This is a genomic window from Chondromyces apiculatus DSM 436 (genome assembly GCF_000601485.1).
Classification (GTDB): Bacteria; Myxococcota_A; Polyangia; order Polyangiales; family Polyangiaceae; genus Chondromyces; species Chondromyces apiculatus.
On sequence record NZ_ASRX01000008.1, the window covers coordinates 18,310 to 40,856 of the forward strand.

Below are 22,547 nucleotides of genomic sequence, written 5' to 3' on the forward strand. Positions count from 1 at the left end.
GCCGCGCCTCAACGCTGGTCTCCTTGACCCATGATCCACCTGCTCCGTCGCCTGTTCGCCGACGCGCCGGCCCTTGATGCGTCGTCCTGCGTCTCGCTCCACACCTTCCGTGTGGCGCACGCCGCGCGCACCGCGGCGATCCCTGCGCCCATCGATCGCGCCATCCTCGGCGGGTTCGCCGCGGACCGACTCGGCTACGCCTTCGCGGCCGGCTACGGGGCTGCGCTGGACGCGCTGCTCTCCACGGAAGGAGCCCTCCCCTCCCCTGCCCCCGTGGCTCATGGCGAGGTACGGGTGCTCTGCGCCACCGAGGAAGGAGGAGCCCACCCGAAGGCCATCCAGACCACCCTCACCCGCGATGCGTCCGGCGTGCTCCGGCTCTCGGGGCGCAAGCGCTGGGCCACCATGGCCACCCATGCAGACGCCCTCTTCGTCGTCGCCTCGACGGGCGTGGATGACGCCGGCAGGAACCAGCTACGGCTCGTGCGCGTGGCCGCGGATGCCCCAGGCATTCTCGTCACCGCGATGTCGTCGCCCTCCTTCACGCCCGAGATCCCCCACGCGGAGCTCACCCTCGACGAGGTCGCCGTGCGCGACGCCGACGTGCTCCCCGGCGACGGCTACACGACCTACCTGAAGCCGTTCCGCACCGTGGAGGACCTGCACATCCACGGCGCCCTCCTCGGCTACCTGGTGGGGGTCGGCCGTCGCCATGGCTGGCCGCAGCCCTTGCTGGAGCGCCTCGCCGCGCTCATCGTCACCGTGCGGACCCTCGCCGCAGCGCCGACGGATGCGCCAGAGACTCACCTCGCCGTCGCGGGACTACTGAGTGCAGCCGAGGCCCTGCTGCACGAGACCGAGCCGCACTGGTACCAGGTGGGTGAGGACGAACGAAGGCGGTGGATGCGGGACTGGTCGCTGCTCGTGGTGGCCGGCAAGGCGCGCGAAGCGCGGCGGCTACGGGCGTGGGAGCTGCTGAGCAGCAGACGGGAGACGGGCGAGAGCGCCGACTGACACGGCAGCCCCTCAGCGGCGACGTCGCCGCCTCACCGAAGCGGCCACGGCCACCCCGACGAGTCCCAGCGACGCAAGCCACGGGGTAGCGCCGGTCGAGGGGACGCCTGCCGCCTTGCAGGAGCAGTTCGCCACCTCCGGCGGCAGAGGCGCATCGACGCACGCTCCCGCCGCGTTGCAGGCCTTGCCGCCCACGCAGTCGCCGATGGACGCGCAGGTGGTGGGGCACGCCCCTTCCCCCAGCGGGCAACGGTAAGGCGAGCAATCCTGGTCGTCCGCCGCCGCGATGCGCAGCGTGTGATCGCCATCGCACGCGGGACCGGTCGCGTTGAGGTCTGCGCAGACACGCTCTCCGTCCTGCTCCTGGCAGATGAAGTCGGCGATGCAGTCGGTGTCGGCGGCGCAGGTCGTCTTGCAGCTCGTGCCGTCCTCGCACCGGAACCCGCCCTCGGTCCCCCCGCAGCGCTCGGGCTGCGCCGTGAAGCTGCCCTGCCCATCGCAGAAGAACCGCGTGAGCACGGCAGGCTCGGAGCACCCTTCGTCCGTGCAGGCGCACTGGGGTGCCTGGTAGAGCTGATCGACCTCGGGGAAAACGCAGAGCGCGTCGGCGTTCCCGATGCACTTGCCAGCGCAGTCCCCTTCGCCCGGGCACGGCTCCCGACGGGCAACGCCCGCAGGATCCAGCGGATCCGGGTTGGGGTGAGGCTCCTCCGGATTCTGCGACGTCCCCACCGCCGTGCACACGCCGACGTTGTTGATCACGTCACAGGCCTGGCACTGCCCCTGGCAAGGGAGGTTGCAGCAGTAGCCATCCACGCAGTTGCCGGAGACGCACTGGCGGTCGTACGTGCACACCGTGCTGTCCGGGAAGCGCGGCTTGCATGAGCCGACATACTCGGGCTCGGTGCTACCCCCGCCTGTGCCGCCTGCACCACCTGCGCCGCCTGTACCACCGGCCCCGCCGCCCCCGACAGCGCCGCTTCCGCCGCTTCCGCCGCCTCCACCGCCAGCGCCGCCACCGGCACCTCCGCTTCCTCCTGCGGCCCCCGCCCCACCCATACCTCCCACCCCACCGGTTCCCCCGGCGCCGCCAGCGCCCATGCCACCCGCACCGCCCGCCCCCCCCGCGCCTCCGCTTCCCCCGGCGCCTCCGGTACCGCCAGGCGGGGTGGTGAGATCACACCAGCCCGTGAGCGAGCAATCCGCGTCCGAGTTGCAGCCCAGGATGCAGACCCCTGCGGGGCCGCACGTCCCCGGCTTGCAGTCGCGCGTTGCCACGTCCTGCCGCGAGTTCCCGGCGCCGTCGCACTCGTTGTGGACCTCGATCTCGTTGAGGCACTGCACGGGCAGCGGCGTGTCCGCCCGGCTAGGACCGCACGTGCCGTTGCTGGCAGGGGTCGCGTCCTCCTTGCGGGCCGCGGAGCACGAGTAGCACTGCTGGTCGCACGGCTCGTTGCAGCACACCCCTTCGGTGCAGTAGCCCGAGGCGCATTCCTGACCGATGCCACACACCTCCCCGAGCGCCTTCACGAGCGTCTGCGCAGTGTTCAACGGCACGCCGGGGACGTCGGGCCCGACGCCACCGGTGACCAGCACCGACCTGCCCGCCGCGAGGTCGCCCCCCGCGTTGACCAGAATGGTCGCGTGATCGCGGCGGGTACCGAAGTTGAGGAGGCCCCCCAGGTTCGAGAACGAGCGCGCGACGGGATCGTAGATCTCGATCGCGAACGGCTGCGTGGGCGCCGTGACGCCGATGTTGTTCACGCCGTTCCACCCGCCGGTCACCGCCACCTGCCCCGTCGGCAGGAGCGTCGCGGTGTGGTGGGCGCGCGCCGCGCCCATGGTGATGGGCGTCGGCTGGAACTGGAACCCGCGCCGCGCCGGCTCCTGCACGCCATCGTGGTAGATGTCGACCGTGTTCGTGAACACGCCGCCCGTGATCTGGGTCGTGCCCCCCGTGATGAGCACCTCCCCGGAGGCCAGGAGCGTCGCGGTGTGGAAGCCGCGCAGCGCTGTCATCTGGGCCGTCGAGGGCGAGATGGCGGTGACCGGGGTGAACGACCCCGGCGGCGGCAGCGGCTGGTAGATCTCCGCGCCGGGGAGCGCCGTGCCAGAGAGGACGAAGCCTCCCGTGAGCAGCACGTTGCCTGTCGCCAGGCGCACGGCTGCGTGGGCATGCCGCGACGAGGCGAGGGAGTTCGTCGTGGCGGACAAGGTGCTGCTGGGGACGCCGCTCACGAACCCCGTCAACTGGTACACGTAGGCGCTGCCCGTGGGCTGGTTCAGCGGCAGGGAGATGCCGCCCGCGAGCAGGACCCGCGTCCCCTCGACGAGCGTCGCGGTGTGGTTGAAGCGCGGCGACGCCATGGCGTCGTCATCCGTCACGAACTGCCCCGTCGCCGGGTTGTAGACCTCCAGAGATCCGAGCGGGGTCGCGCTCGCGAGGGTGCTCGTGGTGCCCCCGCCAGCGACGAGCACGGGGCGCGGCTCGGCCAGGTTTGCGCTCGGGACCGGCAAGCTCACGAGCGAGGTCGCGGTGTGGGCCCCGCGCGCTGTGGCCATCGCCCCGGTCGCCGCGAACGTGCGGCTCAGCGGCTCGTAGAGCTCGGCAGAGCTCAGCGCGTTTCCTGCGGCATTGAACCCACCGGTCAGCAAGATGCGGCTCGCCAGGGCTCCCGGCTCCACCTCCGCCACGGCGTGCCGGGTGCGGGCCACGATCATCGCATTCTTCGTGGAGACCCAGCTCGGATCGACCAGCACCGGATACCGCAGCCCCGACCCGTCCCAGCCAACGATCACCGTGCACACGGGGGCACCTGGCGGTGTCACCGCGCGTCCCCACGGCGCTTGAGGGCTCGTGTCCGCGTCACAGCCCTCCACCGCGAGCGACGCCGGGCGGCGCTCTCCGCCGGTCCCCACGAGATCCGGCGGCGCCACGCGCAGCCGCGGGGTTCCCGAGTCATCCAGGAACTCGAGCGTGCGCTCAACGAGCCGGAGGCCAGCGACGCGCCCGACATCCACCCGGTAGCGGACCTCGGAGCGCTCCGGCGCTCGGTCGAGGACCACGAAATCCTCCGTGCCGCCCTGGTGGACGCGGTGAACCACGTCGAGCGCCCGCCCGCGGCCATCCGGGAGAGCCGCGCGGTAGAGCGCGAGCCCTCCCTCCGTGACACCGGCGGGCACCGCAGCCGCGCCCTCCAGAGAGAACCGGATGGACAGTCCTGAGGCCTCGTCCGCGAGAGACACCTCGCCCCCGGCGTGGGCCGGCAGCTCGACCGTCGCCGTGGCAGGACCGCTGGATACCGCCCGGTACGCACCCGTCCCCCTCCTGGAGAGGTCGACCCCCGGCGTGCGGTGCAGCGTCTCCGGAAACGCCGCGGAGAGCGCCTGGAGCCGGGCCGTCGCCTCTGGTGCCGTCGACGCGTTCGCCTGGGAGGAGCGCGCCCGGGAGGGAACACCCTCGCTCGCCGAAGGGGACGGATCCGAGCACGCCACCGCGAGGAGCGGCGCGGCCACGACGACGAGCTGCGCGAGGTGCTGGTGCGGTGATGAGGTTCGATGCAAGCGACGCACGCGGCTCCTCCGGCTCACTGCCCGTTCCATGGGCAGAGAACGAGTGCTGGGTTTATCCACGAGAGCGGAAAGATAACAGAAGCGGAAGGCGCGACGGTCGGACAATCACGCTCGGGATCGGGGGATCGCGGGGCGCGGAAACGCGCGCCTCGGTCTTGCGGCGACGTCGGATACCGGATGTAGTGGGGCGAGGCGTTTCATGCGCCGGAGGGAGCTTGGGAGATGCGTAGGACGTGGGCTTGCTTGGTCGCGCTGGGGCTCGTGACCGCGACGGTGGGGCTCGGAGGCGCGGGCTGCGACGGTGACAGCGACGGCGACGGCGGGAGCGGCGCTGGTGACACGGGGACCGGCGCGAGCGGCGCGGGAACGCCAGGCAGCGGTGGATCGGGCGGGAGCGGCGCGGGCAATACTGGCGGATCCGGAGGGACCGGCGGCCAGGGCGGCAGCGTGGCGACCGACGGCTACTGCGCGCTGGGCTGTACGACGCCCGCGGACTGCTGCCAGCCGGGGCAGGCCAATTGCCCGAGCACCCAGTACCCGACCAACTACACGTGCGACGCCGGGATCTGCGGGCCCCCGCGGTGCGCGGTGAAGAGCGACTGCACGGCCAACGGGCAGCTCCCTGACTACGACTGCCTCACCGTCGGCGGCAACACCCAGTGCGCCGAGCCTTGCACGAGCGATACGGATTGCACAGCTCCAGCCACGTGCACGGGAGCTGCCGACGACGGCACCATGCTGTGCAAGGCCACAGTGGCTGCATTCGTGTGCGACGACGACACCGATTGCAATGGCTTCGGCGTCTGCAATGCCGCCGGCAATGCTTGCATCTGCGATGAGAGCAGCCAGTGCACGAGCGAGTACGCGAACACCTGCGTGCTCCCGTAGCAGCACAGTGAGTGCAGCGCTGACGAGGCGCAGCCGTGAGCGCCCCAGGAGATCTGGGGCCCATTGACAGCCGACCGATGAGTGCGACCCAAGGATCCGGAGAACCCGCGATGACACGCTCGAACTTGAAAGCCCGACTCCTCATGGGGCGCGCTCTCCGCAGACTCCTGGTCGTGCTCATGGCGTGCTGTGCCTTCTTCTTCCTGGCCCTCGCGCCGAGCATCGCCTGGGCGCAGGATGCTGACGGCGACTCCATCCCGGATGCCACGGACAACTGCCCCAGCGTCCCCAACCCAGGCCAGGCCAACGGCGACGGGGACTCGTTCGGCGACGCCTGCGACCGTTGCCCGACCCTATCCAATCCAAACAACCAGGACTTCGATGGGGACCTTGTCGGCGACGTCTGCGACAACTGTCCGTTGCAGTCCAACGCGAGCCAGACCGACACCGACGGGGATGGGCAAGGCGACACTTGCGATCTCGACGACGATGGCGATGGGATCGCGGATGGCCTCGACAACTGCCCGCTGACGGCGAACAACGATCAAGCGAACAGCGACACCGACAACTACGGAAACGCCTGCGACAACTGCCCCTTCGTCAACAACCAGAGCCAGGCCGACGTCGATGGCGACGGTGTCGGCGACGTCTGCGACAACTGTCCGGCTGACATCAATCCCACCCAGACCAACAGCGACGGCGACACGTTCGGAGACGTCTGCGACAACTGCCCCACCGTCACCAACCAGAACCAGAACGACAGCGACGGCGACGGCGTCGGCACCGTCTGTGACAACTGCCCTACCACCTCCAACGCCAACCAGAACGACAGTGACGGCGACGGCGTCGGCAACGCCTGTGACAACTGCCAGACCACCTCGAACGCTGCCCAGACCAACAGCGACGCGGACACCTTCGGGGACGCCTGTGACAACTGCCCCACGGTCACCAACCCGGGCCAGGAGGACGGGGACACCGATGGGCGCGGCAACGTCTGCGACAACTGCCCTACGACCTCGAACTCGGACCAGAACGACACCGATGGGGATGGCCGAGGCAACGTCTGCGACAACTGCGCCAGCATCAGCAATCCCAACCAGCTCGACACTGACGGAGACGGCGTCGGCAACGTCTGCGACATCTGTCCAGGCACCTCGGACTCTGGCCAGATCGACAGCGACGGGGATGGTCTCGGTGACCTCTGTGACAACTGCCGCTTCGTCGCCAATGCCAACCAGCTCGACAGCGATGGCGATCTGGTGGGCGATCTCTGCGACAACTGCGTCGCCACGCCGAACAACAACCAGCTCAATGGCGACGGCGACACCCTCGGCAATGCCTGCGACAACTGCCCCACGGTGACGAACCAGAGCCAGACCGATCTCGATGGAGACGGCCTCGGCGACTCCTGCGACTCGGACCGCGACGGCGATACCTTCCCCAACACCACCGACAACTGCCCCGACGTCTTCCAGGCCAACCAGGACAACAACGACGGCGACGCGCTCGGCGACTCCTGCGACCCCGACGACGACAACGACGGCGTGCTCGACGTCGTCGACAACTGCCAGTTCATCGCCAATGGCCCTGCCGCCTCGGTCAACCCCGGCGACAACCAGCGCAACTTCGATGGCGATCCGCAGGGTGACGTCTGCGATCCGGACGATGACGGCGACGGCATCCTCGACTTCCAGACCACGGCGCCCTACGCGCCTTACGACCCGTTCGACAACTGCCAGTTCGTGGTCAACCCGAACCAGGCCAACAACGACGGCGACGCCCAGGGTGACTCCTGCGACACCGACGACGACAACGACGGCGTCCTCGACACCACCGACAACTGCCAGTTCATCGCCAACGGCCCTGCAGCGTCCGTGCTGCCGGGCAACAACCAGCTCAACAACGACGGCGACGCGCAGGGTGACGTCTGCGACACCGACGACGACAACGATGGCGTCCTCGACTTCGTGGTCGCCCCTCCGTACACCACCCCGTACGCCCCCTTCGACAACTGCCAGTTCACCGCCAACACGAACCAGGCCAACAACGACGGGGATGCGCAGGGCGACCTGTGCGACACCGACGACGACAACGACGGCGTCCTCGATACCACTGACAACTGCCACTTCATCGCCAACGGCCCCGCCGCCTCGGCGCTCCCGAACGACAACCAGTCCGACAACGACGACGACGGCATGGGCGACGTCTGCGACACCGACGACGACAACGACGGCGTCTTCGACTTCCTCGCCTCGGCGCCTTACAACGTGCCCGTCAACGCGGGCGCCTTCGACAATTGCCAGTTCATCGCCAACGGACCCTCTGCGTCGGTCCTGCCCAACGACAACCAGCGCAACAACGACGGCGATGCGCAAGGCGACGTCTGCGACACCGACGACGACAACGACGGCATCCTCGACTTCATGGTCGCCCCGCCGTACACCACCCCGTACGCCCCCTTCGACAACTGCCAGTTCTCCATCAACACGGACCAGGCGGATCAGGACCAGGACCTCCTCGGCGACGTCTGTGACACTGACGACGACGGCGACGGCCTGACCGACGCGCAGGAAGCGCTGCTCGGCACCGACCCGCTCAGCGTGGACACGGACGGGGACAACATCCTCGATACGGACGAGGTGGAGAACGTCGGGAACCCCAACCACCCCCTCAACAACACCGACGGCGACGCGCTCATCGACGCGCTGGATCCCGACAGCGACAACGACGGGGTCCCCGACATCGAGGAGGCCGGCGACACCGACCTCGACACCGAGCCCTTCGACACCGACGGCGACGGCACCCCTGACTTCCGCGACACCGACAGCGACAACGATGGCGTGCTCGACGCCACCGACAACTGCCGCGAGGTCAGCAACCCCACCCAGACCGACACCGACGGCGACGGCATCGGCAACGACTGCGAGGACGGCGTCGATGACGACGGCGACGGCTGGGACAACGTCGACGACAACTGCCAGAGCGACCCGAACCCCGGCCAGGAGAACAACGACGGCGACGCGCAGGGCGACGTTTGCGACGCCGACGATGACAACGACGGTGTCCTCGACGTCGACGACAACTGCCCCCTCAACGCCAACGGCGCCGATGAGGACAACCAGCTCGACACCGACGGCGACGGCGACGGCAACGCCTGCGACACCGACGACGACGGCGACGGCATCCTCGACGCCACCGACAACTGCCCCCTCGTCGCCAACCCCGATCAGACCAACGACGACGGCGACGCCTTCGGCGACGTCTGCGACCCCGACTACATCGACACCGACGAAGACGGCATCGTCGACGCCACCGACAACTGCCCCGCGGTCGCGAACGCAGACCAGGCCGACACCGACAACGACGGCGCCGGCAACGCCTGCGACAACTGCGTCGACGTGGCCAACGCGCCGGATCAGCCAGGCGGCGCGCAGGTCGACGGCGACGACGACGGGCTCGGCGACGCCTGCGACAACTGCCCCGAGATCGCCAACGCCGACCAGGCCGACGACGACGCAGACGGGGTGGGTGACGCCTGCACCCCGGAGGGCACCGGCGGCGCCGGGGGCGCGCCCGCCACCACGACCAGCACCTCCTCGGGTGGCGTGACGCCCCCCGAGTTCGAGGGCGGCTGCAACTGCAGCTTCGCCGACGGTCCGAACACGCGCGCCGGATGGGGCCTGCTCCTCGTCGCGGCGCTCGCGCTTCGCCGTGGTGGCCGCGGCAGCCGCGGTGGACAGGGTGGCCGTGGTGGCCGTGGTGGCCGCAGCCATCCTCGGTCACGCCCCGCGACCGGCTCCCCTGCCGACCTCACCCCCATCACCGGCGACACCACCGGCGACACCACCGACGACGAAGAACGCGCCGCGTGACCCTCGCGCTGCGCATCACCTTGTTGCCCCGCCTCACGCGCCCTCGCTAAGGTGCTCCTTCCATGAAGCCCTCTTCCCTCGCGGCGACGGCCACCGCCGCCGCGCTGCTGGCGACGACGGCCGGCGCGCAGGCGCAGGGCTTCGCCCTCGACCAGCTCGACCCCACGCCCGCAGGCGACGTCTTCTTCGGCGTCCCCTCCCCCGCGGCCCCCGGGCACCTCGAGCCCCGCGCCTACATCGCCTTCGATTACGGCGCCCAGCCCATCCACCTGCGCACCGAGGACGTCGACGTCGTCGCCGGCCAGGCCTTCCTCCGCGTCGACGCCTCGCTCGCCCTCTGGAACCGCGTCCTCCTCTCGGTGGACATGCCCCTCGCGGTCCTCCAGTCCAGCAACGACCCCGGCCTGCCGGGCATCACCTTCACCGCCCTCGAAGCCCCGCAGGTCGGCGATCTCCGCCTCGGCCTCCGCGTGCGCCTCCTCGGCGAAGACGCCGGCCCCTTCCAGCTCGGCCTCGGCGGCTACGTCTTCGCCCCCACCGGGAACGCGGCGCAGTACACCGGCGAGGGCGCCGTCCGCGGCGCGCCGCACCTCAGCCTCGGAGGCCGCGCCGGCTCCAGCGTCGGCTTCGCCTGGACCGCCTCCGGCGGCGTCGAACTCACCGGCGCCGGCAACCCTCACGTGGCCACCTTCGGCGCGGGCGTCGGCCTCCTCCTCGGCGGCGACACCTTCCAGATCGGCCCCGAGGTCTACGGCACCGCGCCCCTCGGCGGCGGCGACCTCCGCCTCTCCGCCACGCCCGACACCCGCACCGCCGCCGAGCCCACCGCCGAGCTCCTCATCGGCGCCAAGCTCCGCGTCCTGCGCGGCCTCACCTTCGGCGCCGCCGCCGGCCCCGGCCTCACCCGCGCCGTCGGCACCCCCTCCCTCCGCGCCATCGGCCTCCTCGGCTGGGCCCCTCCCGCCGAGCGCGCCGCCGCGAAGCCCGCCGGCCCCCCGCCCGGCCCTCCCGACCGCGACGACGACGGCATCCAGGACGGCATCGACGCCTGCCCCGACACCAAGGGCCAGCCCTCCCCCGACCCCACGAAGGATGGCTGCCCCCCCGCAGATCGCGACGGCGACGGGGTGCTCGACGTCGACGACGCCTGCCCCACCACCCCTGGCGAGCGCAGCGGCGACATCACCCGGAACGGCTGCCCCGGCGACACCGACGGCGACGGCTTCCACGACGGCGTCGACGCCTGCAAGACCACCCCCGGCGTCTCCAGCGACGACCCCGAGAAGATGGGCTGCCCCCCCGACGGCGACAACGACGGCGTCCCCGACGACAGCGACGCCTGCCCCACCGTGCCCGGCGCCCGCACCTCCGACAAACGGTACAACGGCTGCCCCGAAGACCCCGACGGCGACGGGGTGAAGTTCGGCGCCGACGCCTGCCCCAACGAGAAAGGCGTCCCCGACCCCGATCCCAAGCTCAACGGCTGCAAGCGCTTCGTGCGGGTGACCGAGTCCGAGATCGTCACCTCCCGTCCCATCCAGTTCGTGATGAACGGCAAGGAGCGCTGGCAGACCGTAGATCGCATCTCCGACGAGATCCTCTACGAGGTCCGCGACGCCATCCAGCAAGACCCGAGCATCGAGCAGGTGGAAGTGCAGGGCCACACCGACGACGAGGGCACCGAGCAATACAACCTGGACCTGTCCCAGCAGCGCGCCGACGCCGTGCGCAAGTGGCTCGTCCAGGCCGGCGTCCCCGAAAGCAAGCTGATCGCCAAGGGCTACGGCTTCGAGAAGCCCCTCGGCGACAACCGCGTCCGCACCGGCCGCCAGAAGAACCGCCGCGTCCAGTTCATGATCACCAAGCGCTCCCAACGCTAGTACTGCGGTACTGCGTACCCTGGATCAGGGGCCTGCGGCCCCTACGCTCCCGATGGTCGCTACCCCCGATGCCACCGTACATCGAAGAGCCAAGGATCAGAGCGGCCTTCGAGAACGCCGTACCAGCCCGCGGTTTCCTGTGCGCGCCCCGGTGCTTTGCCACCTCGCTTTGCGCTGGCAACGGGGGTAGCGACCATCGGGAGCGTAGGGGCCGATAGGCCCCTGCTTTAGGGTACGCAGTACTAGAAGTCGTAACGGAGGCTGACGCCGGGCGCGATCATCAACACGAACTCGCCCATCAGCGTCTCGTCGGGGTAGCGCCCGATTCCATCCGTGGAGGCTCCGAGCTCGATCGACGAGTTCCACCGCGGCTGGCTCGCGGCGATCAGCAGGAGCGCCTGCACTCCCGCGCTCACCTCGAAGTGCTGCGCGAAGCGCGCGCCGACGCGCACCTCGGGATCGACGTAGAAGTAGGTCGCGGACTGGAAATCGGCGACGGGATCGACGTCGAACGTGTCCCCGCCCGAGGTCCGGAAGTGTCCTCGCCGCTCGTCGCGCATCTGCCCTGCCATCACGCCCACGCCGAGCCGGAACAGCGCCGGGAAACGCTCGCCCAGGTGGTAGCCCACGGTCGCCCCGCCGAGGAACCCCGTCAGCCGCAGCGCGTCGTCGGCCGTCCCGCTCTGCGGCCCGAGCCCGTTCGGGGTGAAGGTCGCCGAGCGGCCCGTCACCTGCTGCGCCACCACCAGCATCCCTGCCTCCAGCCCGAAGCCGAGCCCCGAGCCCAGCTCGTAGCCACCGTGCAGGAAGTTCAGCGCCCCGAGGCCCACCGAGCGCGAGCACTCGCTCCCGCACCCCGCCGCCGCGTCGCCGCTGAAGGTCGGCGCGAGCAGCAAGGACGAGCTCACGTCGAACGTCACCCTGGCAGGCTTCTTCCAGAGCGCCGCGTCCTCGTCGCGCTCCAGCGTCACCGTCACCGTCTCGCGCTGCCCCTTCGCGAGCGCCACCGTCCGCACCACCGGCACGAACCCCTCGGCCTTGACCTCCACCCGGTGCGACCCCGTCTTCAGCCGCCCGATCCACACCCCGTTGCCCACGTTGACGGCGTTGATCCACACGCTCGCCCCCGGCGGCGTGGGATCTACCCGGAGCGATGCGTCGAGCTCCTCGGCCACCAGGGCCAGGCTGGTCAGCTCCTGGGACTTCACCCGCGCTGGCGTGGGCTGCGAGCCGAGCTTGCCCTCGCCGCGCAGCACCACCATGTGGTCGCCGACCCCGAGCCTCCCCTCCCAGGGCGTGCGGCCCACGACCACGTTGTCGACGAGCACCTCGACCGACTTGCCGGTGCGCTCGGTGATCCGGAGCTGCCCCGACGCCGAGAGCTTGCGGAGCTTCGCCGTGACCGAGGCCACCTGCCCCCCGGCCACCGTCACCCGCCCCTCGAACGGCTCGTAGCCTTCCTTCACCACCCGCACGAGGTGTGTCCCCGCGGCCACGCGCAGCGGCTTCACGGGCGGGTACTCCCCGCGATCCTCGCCGCTCACCACGATGGACGCCCCGGGCTCCGCGCCCGCCACGTCGATGGTCCCCACCAGCGCCCGCAGCTCCGAGAGCTCCCGCTGCGCCGCCGCGCGCTCCGCGTCGGGGACCTGGAAGTCGCGCAGCAGCGTCTCGAACATGTCGAGCGCCTCGTCGTACCGCTGCAGCTTGCGCATCGTGATCGCCGCGTTGTTGGTCGCGGCGCGCGTGGGGAACAGCTTGCGCGAGAGCAGGAACTCCGCGAGCGCCGGCGCCCACGCCTCCTCGCGCAAGAGCGAGAGACCCCGCTGGAAGTGCGACCGCGCCTCCTGCCGGATCTCCTCCGTGATGATCGGCCCCCCATCGGCGGGCGTCCCGTCGGACGCCGGAGCGGCGGGCGTGGTGGGCGTGGTGGGCGCGGTAGGCGCCGCGGATGGCGACGCCGTCGGGGGAGGTGTCTTCGGCGGAGGCGCCGCCTGTGGGGGTGGTGCCCCCTGCGGGGACGCGGCGGGCCCTGCAGGCTGCGCGAGCGCAGGCCCGGCAGCCAGGGACGCCGACAGCACGGCGCCCAGGATCCTCGTGGAGTGAACGCTCACCTTGCGCCGGGGGCGTCTCGCGTCGCGCACCGTTCCTGGACCCTGCCCTTCAGTTGCCGAACTCGCCGGTATCCTCGATGACGCCGCCCTGAGGCTTGGGCGCGGGCGCCGGCGCAGCCCCGCCAGGCGTCGCCGTGGCAGCGGGCTTCGGTGCTCCCGGCGGCCGCAGCTCCAGCCGCGGCGGGTTCGGCCCCGACTCGCCCATCACCACCGTCTCGACGGACTCGTTCTTCGCCTTGGAGAGCTTCACGCGGTACTCGCCGCCGAGCACCCCGTTGAACTCGAGCAGCCCGTTGCGGAAGTCGACGTCCTTCACCGGCACGCCGTTGCTCTCCACCACGACAGTCACGTCCTTGGGCTCCACCGTGAGCCGCACCCGCCGCGGCTTCGCCTCCACCTCGGGCGTGGGCGTGGGCGCGGGCGTCGGGGTCGGCTCGGGCTTCGGAGCCGCCACGGGCGCCTGCGTCTGCGCGGGCGGGGGCGCCGTCTGCGCGGGCTGCGGCTCGGTGCGGGAGAAGAGCAGGAGCCCCCCGACGACCACCGTCGCCAGCGCCACCAGGCTGATCACCAGCGGCGCCTTCGACGACTTCGCGGGCGCGAGCCCCTGCGATTGCGTGAGCGCCTCGGTGGTGGTCGCCCCCGCGTGCGCGTAGCCCAGCCCCGGCGACGAGCCCAGCGCCGGAGACGACCCCCTCGGCGGCCCGGACACGAGCCCTGGTGACGAGCTCATCTCGGGCCGGGGCGGCGGCATGCTCAGGGGCAGCCGCGGCGCCGCTTGCTGCCGCATGCTGTCCTGCAGCGAGATCAGCATCTCCTCCTGGATCGCCCACCCGTAGGGAAGCAGCGCCCGGATCGCGGCGAGGAGCTGATCGGCGCTCTGGTAGCGGCGCCCCGGATCCTGCTGCAGGCAGTTGTGGACGATCGCCGCCACCTCCGGCGGCACCCACGGCGCGAAGTCCTGCACGGGCGGCGGCGGCACCGAGCAGATGGAGATGATCAGCTCCCCGAGCGCGTTGATGTGGTGGTACGGCGTGCGCCCGGTGAGCGCCTGGTACATCACCGCCCCGAGCGACCAGATGTCCGTGCGCGCATCGATCTCTTTCTGACCGCGCGCCTGCTCCGGCGACATGTAGAGCGGCGATCCGAGCAGGTTCCCGGTGCGGGTCAGCTCGGCGTTCTCCGTGTCGTGCGCCTGGTCCATCTTGACCTTGGCGATCCCGAAATCGAGGAGCTTGACCACCACCTCACCCGCCTCGCGCCGCGCGAGGAACAGGTTGTGCGGCTTGATGTCGCGGTGCACCACGTTGGCCGCGTGCGCCTTCTGGAGCCCCAGGCACGCCTGCGCCCCGATGCGCAGCACGAGGTCCGGCGACAGCGCCCCCACGCGCTTGATGAGCGCCATGAGGTCGTCGCCGACCATGTACTCCATCACCAGGAATGGCAGGTTGCTCTCGCGGTCCACGCCCGCGTCGAGCACCTGGGTGATGTGCTGCGTCTCGATCGCCCCCGCCGCCCGCGCCTCGCGCTGGAAGCGGCTCACCACCTTGGGATCCTTGGTCAGGTCCGCGGAGCTGATGACCTTGACCGCGACGCGCCGGCCCGTGGCCGTGTGCTCGGCCTCGTAGACCGAACCCATCGCGCCCTCACCGAGGAGCTTGCGAATCTGGTACTTGCCGTCGAGGGTAGTGCCGATCACGGTAATTGTGGTCCACTCTACCGGAACGGTCTCTCAGGGGCAACATGACCAGGGTGCGCGATCCCCTGAGTCCAGGCTTGGAGTGCCCCCCTGACGGGGAATGACGTCGAGGCTCCTCACCCCGCCTCGCGCAGCCCCACCACCTCCGCGAGCGGCCTCCCCGTCCTCTGGGCCTCCTTGAGCTGCGCGTACCGCCACCATGTGTAGACCACCGGGATGATCTCCAGCGTCAGGAACGCGCTCGTCAGCAGCCCCCCCACCATGGGCGCCGCGATGCGCTTCATCACGTCGGCCCCGCTCCCCTCGGCCCAGAGGAGCGGCGTCAGCCCGATCAGCATCGTCGAGACTGTCATCAGCTTCGGCCGCACCCGCATCACGGTCCCCTCCATGTGCGCCCAGATGATGTCGTTCAGGTCCCGGATCCTCCCCGCGCGCAGCCGCCGGAAGAACGCCTGATCGATGTACACGATCATCACGATCCCCGTCTGCGCCGCGAGCCCCAGGAGCGCGATGATCCCCACCCACACCGCCGTCGAGAGCCGGTAATCGAGCAGGTAGAGCAGCCACACGCTCCCCACCAGCGCGAACGGGATGGAGAGGAGCACGATCAGCACCTCGGTCACGTTCCGGAACTGCACCCAGAGCAGCACCACCACGATGGCGAGCGCGAGCGGCACCAGGATCGACATCCGCTCCCGCATCTCCTCCAGCAGCTCGTACTGACCTGTCCAGGTCAGGTACATCCCCCCCTCGAGCGTGAGCTCTCCCCGGTCCATCGCCGCCCCCACCGCCGCCCGCGCATCGGCCACGTACCCCCCGATGTCCCGCGCCGGATCCACGTCGATGTACACGTAGCCCACGAGCTGCCCTGCCTCGTCGCGGATCATCGGCGGCCCCTCCACCACCGCCACCTCGGCCACCTCCCCGAGCGGGATCGTCCTCATCCCCATCCCCGCCGTTCCACCTGCTCCCGCCCCCGGCGCCCCCATTCCCGCGCCCTCTCCCCCGCGCGTCGCCGCCTCGGCCCCGGCCCGCTCCGGCAGCGGCACCAGCACCTCGCGCAGCCGCCCGGGCGACGACCGGAAGTCCTCCTTGTACCGCACGTTCACCGTGAACCGCCCCCGCCCCTCCACCGTCCCGGCGACGACTTCGCCCCCGATCGCGCCCTCGATCACCGCCTGCACGTCCTCCACCGAAAGCCCGTAGCGCGCGAGCGCTGCCCGGTCGGGCGTGATGTCCACGTAGGCTCCGCCGAGGGACCGCTCGTAGAGCACGCTCCGCGTCCCCGCGACCCGCCCCACGGCTGCCTCCACCTGCTTCCCCACCCGCTCGATGGCGTGCAGATCGTGCCCGAACACCTTCACCCCCACCGGCGTCCGCACCCCGGTGGTGAGCATGTCGATCCGCGCCCGGATGGGCATCGTCCAGGCGTTCGTGAACCCCGGGAGCTGCATCGCCGCGTTCAGCTTCGCGACCAGCTCCTCCCAGGTCTCTGGCCGCTCCTCCGGCCACACCTTCCCCAGCACGCGCCTCGCCCCCTCCGGCGCCCACGACGAGTACCACCGCGCCTCTGGCACCTTCGGCCAGGCCTCGCGCGGGTGGAGCTGGATCACCGTCTCCGCCATCGACAGCGGCGCCGGATCCGTCGCCGTCTCCGCGCGCCCCACCTTCCCGTGCACCGTCTTCACCTCCGGGAAGCTCTTCAGGATCGCGTCCTGCCGCTGGAGCTGCCGCTTCGCCTCCTCGATGGAGATCCCCGGCAGCGTCGTCGGCATGTACAGCAGATCGCCCTCGTTCAGGTTGGGCATGAACTCGCTCCCGAGCCGGAGCCCCACCGGGATCGCCGACACCACCGCCAGGACGCCGATCAGCACCGTGGTGATCGGCCGCCGCAGCGCCACGTACACGAAGGGCTGGTACACCGCGATCACCGCCCGCGAGATGGGGTGCTCCGACTCCGGCCGGATCTTCCCGCGCAAGAGCAGGTCCCGCAGCGCCGGCGCCAGCGTCACCGACAGCACCGCCGCCGCCAGCATCACGAACGTCTTCGTGTACGCGAGCGGCCGGAACAGCCGCCCTGCCTGCCCCGTCAGCCCGAAGACCGGGATGAACGACACCGCGATGATCAGGAGCGACGAGAAGATGGCCGGCGTCACCTCCTCCGCCGCCTTCGCGAGCAGCTTCGCCCGCTCCTTCGGGGACAGATCCTTCGGCGCGTGCTCCAGCCGCTTGTGGCACGCCTCCACCATCACGATCTCCGCGTCCACCGTGGCCCCGATGGCGATCGCGATCCCCCCGAGGCTCATGATCGTCGACGGCACCCCGAGCCACCACATCGGCACGAACGCCAGGAGCACCGCCAGGGGCAGGCTGACGATGGGCAGGAGCGCGCTCCGGAAGTGCAGCAGGAACAGCACGATCACCACGCTGACCACCGCGATCTCCTCGACGAGCGCCCGCTTCAGCGTGTCCACCGAGCGCTCGATGAGCCCCGACCGGTCGTAGGTGGTGACGATCTCCACCCCCTCCGGCAAGGCGCGCCGCAGCTCGTCGAGCTTCGCCTCCACCCGCTGGATCACCTCCAGCGCGTTCTCCCCGTAGCGCATCACCACGATCCCGCCGGCCACCTCCCCGAGCCCATCGAGATCCGCCGCCCCTCGCCGCGCGTCGGGCCCGATCCGCGCCGCCCCCACGTCCCTCACCCGCACGCTCGACCCCTCGGCGCTCGACCGGATCACGATCGCCCCGAGGTCCTCCACGCTCCCCACGTACCCCCGCCCCCGCACCGCGTACTCCCGCCCTGCCAGCTCGAGCACCCGCCCCCCCACCTCGGAGCTGGACCGCCGCACCGCCCCCGCCACCTCCTCGAACGTCACCCCGAACGCCCGCAGCCGCTCCGGATCCAGCGTCACCTGGTACTGCCGCTCGAACCCGCCCACGGCCGCCACCTGCGCCACCCCCGGCACGCTCTCCAGCGCGTAGCGCAGCGTGAAGTCCTGCAGCTCGCGCAGGTCCGCCGCGTCCTTCCGGCCCGACCTGTCCACCACCGCGTACTGGTACACCCAGCCCACGCCCGTCGCGTCGGGCCCCAGCGCGGGCGACACCCCCTCCGGCAACCGCTGCTGGATCGCGCTCAGGTACTCCAGCACCCGCGACCGCGCCCAGTACACGTCCGTCCCCTCCTCGAAGAGCACGTACACGAACGACATCCCCTGCATGGAGAAGCCGCGCACGTCGGTCACCTTCGGCGCCGCGAGCAGCGCGCTCGCGATGGGGTACGTCACCTGGTCTTCCACGAGCGTCGGCGACCGCCCCATCCACTCCGTGAACACGATCACCTGCGGATCCGAGAGATCCGGGATGGCATCGAGCGGCAGCCGTCGCCGCGCCGCCTCCGCCCCGATCGCGAGGAGCGCGAACATGGCGATCACGAACCCCCGGTGCTTCGCGCACCAGGCGATGATCCACCCCATCATCGCGGCGCCTCCCCGCTCAGCGACGCCGACAGCCGGCTCTCCGCGTCGATCAGGAACGTCGCCCGCGCCACCACCTCCTCCCCTTCCGTGACCCCCTCGGTCACCACCACCCGCTCCCCCACCTCCGGCCCCAGCGTCACCGCGCGCGGCACGTACCGCCCCCCCTCCTTCACCACGAACACGTAGACCGCGCGCCCCGTGTCCACGACCGCATCCCGCGGCACCGTCAGCGTCTCCCCCTCTCCCGCGTGCAGCTCCGCCATCCCGAACTGCCCGGGCCGCAGCGCAAGCTCCGCGTTCTCCACCTGGAACCGCACCCGCGCCGAGCGCGTCGCGAGATCCACGTCGGGGTACACGAGGTCGACGCGCGCCTCGAACCGCTTCCCCGGCAAGGACGGCGTGGTGAACGTCGCCCTGTCCCCCACCCGCACCCCCGCGAGCTGGCTCGGGTGAACGCTGGCGATGATGTACACCTGCGCCAGATCCACCACCTCGAACAGCGGCGCCTCCGGCGTCACCCGCGACCCGAGCACCACGTTCTTCCGCACCACGTACCCGCTGATCGGCGACGACACCCCGACGGCCCGCACCGGCTCCCCCTTCTCCAGGATGCGCGTCACCGTCGCCGCCCCGAGCCCGAGCAGCTCCAGCCGCTTCCGCGCCGCCGCGAGCGGCGGGCTCACCGCGGCGGCGTGACCGTCACCCGTACCCGGCTTGCCCGACATGCCCGGTACGCCAGCCACACCCGCCACCCCCGCCGCGCCCGACATGCTCGGCAGGCCCCCGAATGCTTTCATGGCGAGCAGCTCCTGCTGCGCCTGGAAGATCTCCGGGCTGTACACCGAGGCGAGCAGCTCACCCGCCTTCACTCTCACCCCGGTCTGCTTGACCCGGATTGCCTCCACGAACCCCTCGGCGCGCACGTTCACCTCGGCCCGCCCCTGCTCCGGCGCCTCCACCGCGGCCGTCACCCGCAGCGTCCCCCCGCGCCCAGCCTTCTCCACCCGCGCCGTGCGCACCCCGATCGCCTGCGCCCTGTCGAGCGCCACCGTCACCTCCGTGGTGCCCTGCGGTGGCTTCCGCAGCGCCTCCCGCGCCGCCGCCTCTCGCTCCTCCCGCGTCGGCACCGGGACCAGCACCATTCCCCCGCACTTCTCGCAGATCGCGCCCGGCGTCTCGCTCCGCACCTCCGGGTGCATCGGGCACCAGAACCCCGTCTCCGGCGGGGTCACCGTCGCCGCAGCCGCCGCGTGCGCACCCGACCCATGCGCATCCGACCCATGCGCGCCCGACCCGTGCGCGCCCGACCCGTGCGTCTCACCTTGCCCCGCGCCGTGCGCGTGCGTCGACGTCGTCGACGTCGTCGATGCGCCCGTCGCGCCTCTCCCCTGCTTTCGCCCTTCCGGGATGGGCTCCAGCGCCATGTGGCAGATCGGGCACTCCCCCGGCCTGTCCGAGGTGATCTGCGGATGCATCGGGCAGTAGAACTGCGCCGCCTGCGCCGTTTCCATCCACCCGAGCTTCGGCGCCACGTAGCTCACCACCGACGCCACCGCGGCGAGCGCCATCACCGCGAGCAGCACCCAGCGCACCACCGCCATCCCCTTCACCCCGCGCGGCGGCGCCTCCTCCCCCTCGTGGAAGTGCTCCTCGGGCGCAGGCTCGCGCGAGCGCTCCTCGACCGTGCCCTCCTCGCACCCGCCTTCCTCGCGCGATGCCCCGCGCTTGAGGGCTCCCGGCTCGTCCTCCTGCGTCATCGCCCACCTCCTGCCGCCCCGTGGGCGCGGTCGCGGACCAGCGCCGGCAAGGGCGCCCGGGGGGCCTTGCCGCCCACCGCGAAGTCCAGCTCCACGAAGGCCCGCTCCAGGTCTCCCCGCGCCTCGGTGATGTCGAGTTCCACCTCCAGCGCCGCGTGCGCCGCGTCGAGCCACATCAGGAAGTCGGACCCGCCCGCCGCGTAGCCCGCCCGCGCCGTCTCCATCGCTTGCCGCGCCACGGGCAGCGCCCCGTCGCGCAGCGCCACGAGCCTCCTGCCCGCCTCCTGCACCGCGATCACCGCCTCCGCCGCGCCTCCCCGCGCCCGCGACCGCGCCGCCTGCGCCGACGCCGCCTCGCCCAGCGCCTTCGCCGCCTCGCCTTCGGCCTTGCGCGACCCCTTCCCCCACAGCCAGGGCAGCGACATCCCCACCGACGCGCCCCACCCCGCCTGCATCCCGCCGACTGGATGGAAGTAGCTCAGCCCCACCAGGAATGACGGGATCGTCGCCTCCCTGTCCGCGGCCTCGGCCCGCTGCGCCGCCGCGCCCTTCATCGCCTCCGCCGCCGCCACCGTCGGGCTGCGCGACGCTGCCAGCGCCGCTGCATCGGCGGGCGAGAGCCGCGTCCCCATCGGCGCCACCTCCTTCGGGGACCCGAGCGGCGCGTCCACCGCCCGCAGGAGCAGCGCGTTCAGCGCCGCGCGCGCCGCGTCGAGCCGCCCCTGCTCCCGCGCCAGATCCGCTTCGAGCAGCGCCCTCTCCAGCTCCGCCTTGACCAGATCCGCGGCCGGCCCCCCCGCCGTGTACCGGGCCCGCGCCGCGGCCGACATCTGCTCGTAGATGCCCGCGTGCGCCCCGTGGGCCCGGTGCCGCGCCGAGGCCTCCACGTACATCGCGTAGGCCCGCCCTACCTCCCGCGACAGCTCCCGCGCCGCCTCGGCCACCATCGCCGCGCCCGCCTTCGCCTCCAGCGCCATCGCCTGCGCCGCCCTGTCGAGCGACCCTGCCGCCGGGATCTCCTGCGTCACCGAGAGCATCAGCATCCCCGCGTCGTTCACGGCCCAGGGCCGCGCGAGCGGCACCTGCCACAGCTCCGCCATCAGCTCCGGCGAGGGCAGGCTCCCCTCCGACCGCGCCCCGAGCGCGAGCGCCTTCACCCGGTGCGCCGCCGCGACGATCTCCGGGTGCCGCCGGAGCGCCACCTCCTGGAGACGCGCCAGCTCCACCTCCCGCCCGAGCTCCCGCCCGAGTGCCGCGTCCTCCGCACCGTCCGCACCGTCCGCACCGTCCGCGCTTTCACCCCGGGCCCCCGCGCCGCGTCCTGGCGCCGTAGCGGTTCCTGCACCACCGGCGCTCCGCTGCGCGCGCGCGTCCTCACCGCCGCCCACCGCGACGGGCGACCGCTGCGCGCGCGCGAGCGCTGCCACCGCGGCGGGCGAGGCTGCCCGTTCCGCCGCCTCCAGCGTGTCCCGCGTGGTCCCCGAGACGCACCCTGCAGCCGCGAGCGCCGCGATCCCGAGCCCTGCCGCCAGCATCCCCCGCTGCACGCACGTGTCCTTCACCATCGTCCACCTCACCGCACCGAACCCGGGGTCCAGGGCAGACGGGCAGCGCGTCCGACGGGCGGCTGGCGAGCGCCGCGCTCCTCCTCGGTGCCCCGCGGGAAGACCCGCGCGCAGCCTGGAGGACCACCGACGCCCGAGCGCCGCGCAGCGCACGCTGCACGCAGCCCGGTAGGTCAGAGGTGACGGCGCAGACGCGAGGCGCCCGCGCACGTCACGGCGGGCGGCTCAACAGCGGTAGACCTGAAGGAGGGCGCAGCTCTCGGAGGGACGCCCTGGCCCGGCGCGGATGGGATCCTGCCGGGTCGCCGCACGCCGGGTCGCGGGGGCCGTGGCGAACCGGTGGGGCACGGGCGCGAGCACCGGCCCCGGCGGCAGCACCGCGACCACGGCCGCGGGCGGCACCTCGGGCACCGGCACACCGCCGTGGACCTCGGGCAAGGTGTCGAGCGCCTTGCCGTCACAGCAGGCGTAGCGCACCTGCTGCTCGCCCGGGTCCACCACCACCGAGTCATCGGGCGTGGGCGTGCAGCAGCAGTGGCTCATGGCCTGCTGCATCGGCGCGCACCAGAAGTAGGCCCTCCCGGCCACCAGCGCCGAGACCAGCACCATCGCCGCGAGGCAGGCCGTCAGCGCTGCGCGGACGAGGGCCTTGCCCCGCCTCCACAGCCCGCCGGTTCTGTCCAGACCCCGCATGCTCCGGAGGAGGATAGGC

11 protein-coding genes are annotated in these 22,547 nt (G+C 71.7%); 4 read left to right on the forward strand and 7 right to left on the reverse strand.

Annotation, left to right across the window (positions count from 1 at the left end):
• Positions 1-30: 30 nt before the first annotated feature.
• Positions 31-1,014 (forward strand): acyl-CoA dehydrogenase family protein, encoded by a 984-nt coding sequence (locus CAP_RS05870; RefSeq protein ID WP_044237061.1) that lies wholly within the window; start codon positions 31-33, stop codon positions 1,012-1,014.
• A gap of 12 nt (positions 1,015-1,026) precedes the next feature.
• Here the strand turns inward: CAP_RS05870 and CAP_RS51920 are convergent, their stop codons facing one another.
• On the reverse strand, positions 1,027-4,578 hold the full coding sequence (locus tag CAP_RS51920; protein ID WP_044237063.1) for a Kelch repeat-containing protein: 3,552 nt from the start codon (positions 4,576-4,578) through the stop codon (positions 1,027-1,029).
• A gap of 231 nt (positions 4,579-4,809) precedes the next feature.
• On the opposite strand from CAP_RS51920, the gene CAP_RS05880 reads away from it, so the two are divergent.
• The 3 genes from CAP_RS05880 (at position 4,810) to CAP_RS05890 (ending at position 11,227) form a co-directional block, all read left to right on the forward strand.
• Positions 4,810-5,475 (forward strand): hypothetical protein, encoded by a 666-nt coding sequence (locus tag CAP_RS05880; RefSeq protein ID WP_156040525.1) that lies wholly within the window; start codon positions 4,810-4,812, stop codon positions 5,473-5,475.
• A 143-nt stretch (positions 5,476-5,618) separates the two neighbouring features.
• Positions 5,619-9,347, forward strand: coding sequence for a thrombospondin type 3 repeat-containing protein (locus CAP_RS53335; RefSeq protein ID WP_052374257.1), 3,729 nt, complete (start codon positions 5,619-5,621; stop codon positions 9,345-9,347).
• A gap of 62 nt (positions 9,348-9,409) precedes the next feature.
• Positions 9,410-11,227, forward strand: coding sequence for an OmpA family protein (locus CAP_RS05890; RefSeq protein WP_044237068.1), 1,818 nt, complete (start codon positions 9,410-9,412; stop codon positions 11,225-11,227).
• Positions 11,228-11,469: 242 nt separating this feature from the next.
• Here the strand turns inward: CAP_RS05890 and CAP_RS05895 are convergent, their stop codons facing one another.
• The 6 genes from CAP_RS05895 to CAP_RS05920 all read right to left on the reverse strand — a co-directional run bounded on the left by CAP_RS05895 (position 11,470) and on the right by CAP_RS05920 (position 22,528).
• On the reverse strand, positions 11,470-13,308 hold the full coding sequence (locus tag CAP_RS05895; RefSeq protein WP_231511150.1) for a PEGA domain-containing protein: 1,839 nt from the start codon (positions 13,306-13,308) through the stop codon (positions 11,470-11,472).
• An 82-nt stretch (positions 13,309-13,390) separates the two neighbouring features.
• Positions 13,391-15,037, reverse strand: a complete 1,647-nt coding sequence (locus CAP_RS05900) for a serine/threonine protein kinase (RefSeq protein ID WP_044237073.1) — start codon at positions 15,035-15,037, stop codon at positions 13,391-13,393.
• A gap of 116 nt (positions 15,038-15,153) precedes the next feature.
• Positions 15,154-18,513: an efflux RND transporter permease subunit gene (locus CAP_RS05905; RefSeq protein ID WP_044237075.1), complete on the reverse strand. Its 3,360-nt coding sequence runs from the start codon at positions 18,511-18,513 to the stop codon at positions 15,154-15,156.
• Positions 18,510-20,270 (reverse strand): efflux RND transporter periplasmic adaptor subunit, encoded by a 1,761-nt coding sequence (locus CAP_RS05910; protein WP_044237087.1) that lies wholly within the window; start codon positions 20,268-20,270, stop codon positions 18,510-18,512. Before CAP_RS05910 ends, CAP_RS05905 begins: the two co-directional genes overlap by 4 nt.
• Positions 20,267-21,835, reverse strand: a complete 1,569-nt coding sequence (locus CAP_RS05915; protein ID WP_044237089.1) for a TolC family protein — start codon at positions 21,833-21,835, stop codon at positions 20,267-20,269. Before CAP_RS05915 ends, CAP_RS05910 begins: the two co-directional genes overlap by 4 nt.
• Positions 21,836-22,060: 225 nt before the next feature.
• On the reverse strand, positions 22,061-22,528 hold the full coding sequence (locus tag CAP_RS05920) for a hypothetical protein (RefSeq protein ID WP_044237091.1): 468 nt from the start codon (positions 22,526-22,528) through the stop codon (positions 22,061-22,063).
• Positions 22,529-22,547 lie beyond the last annotated feature (19 nt).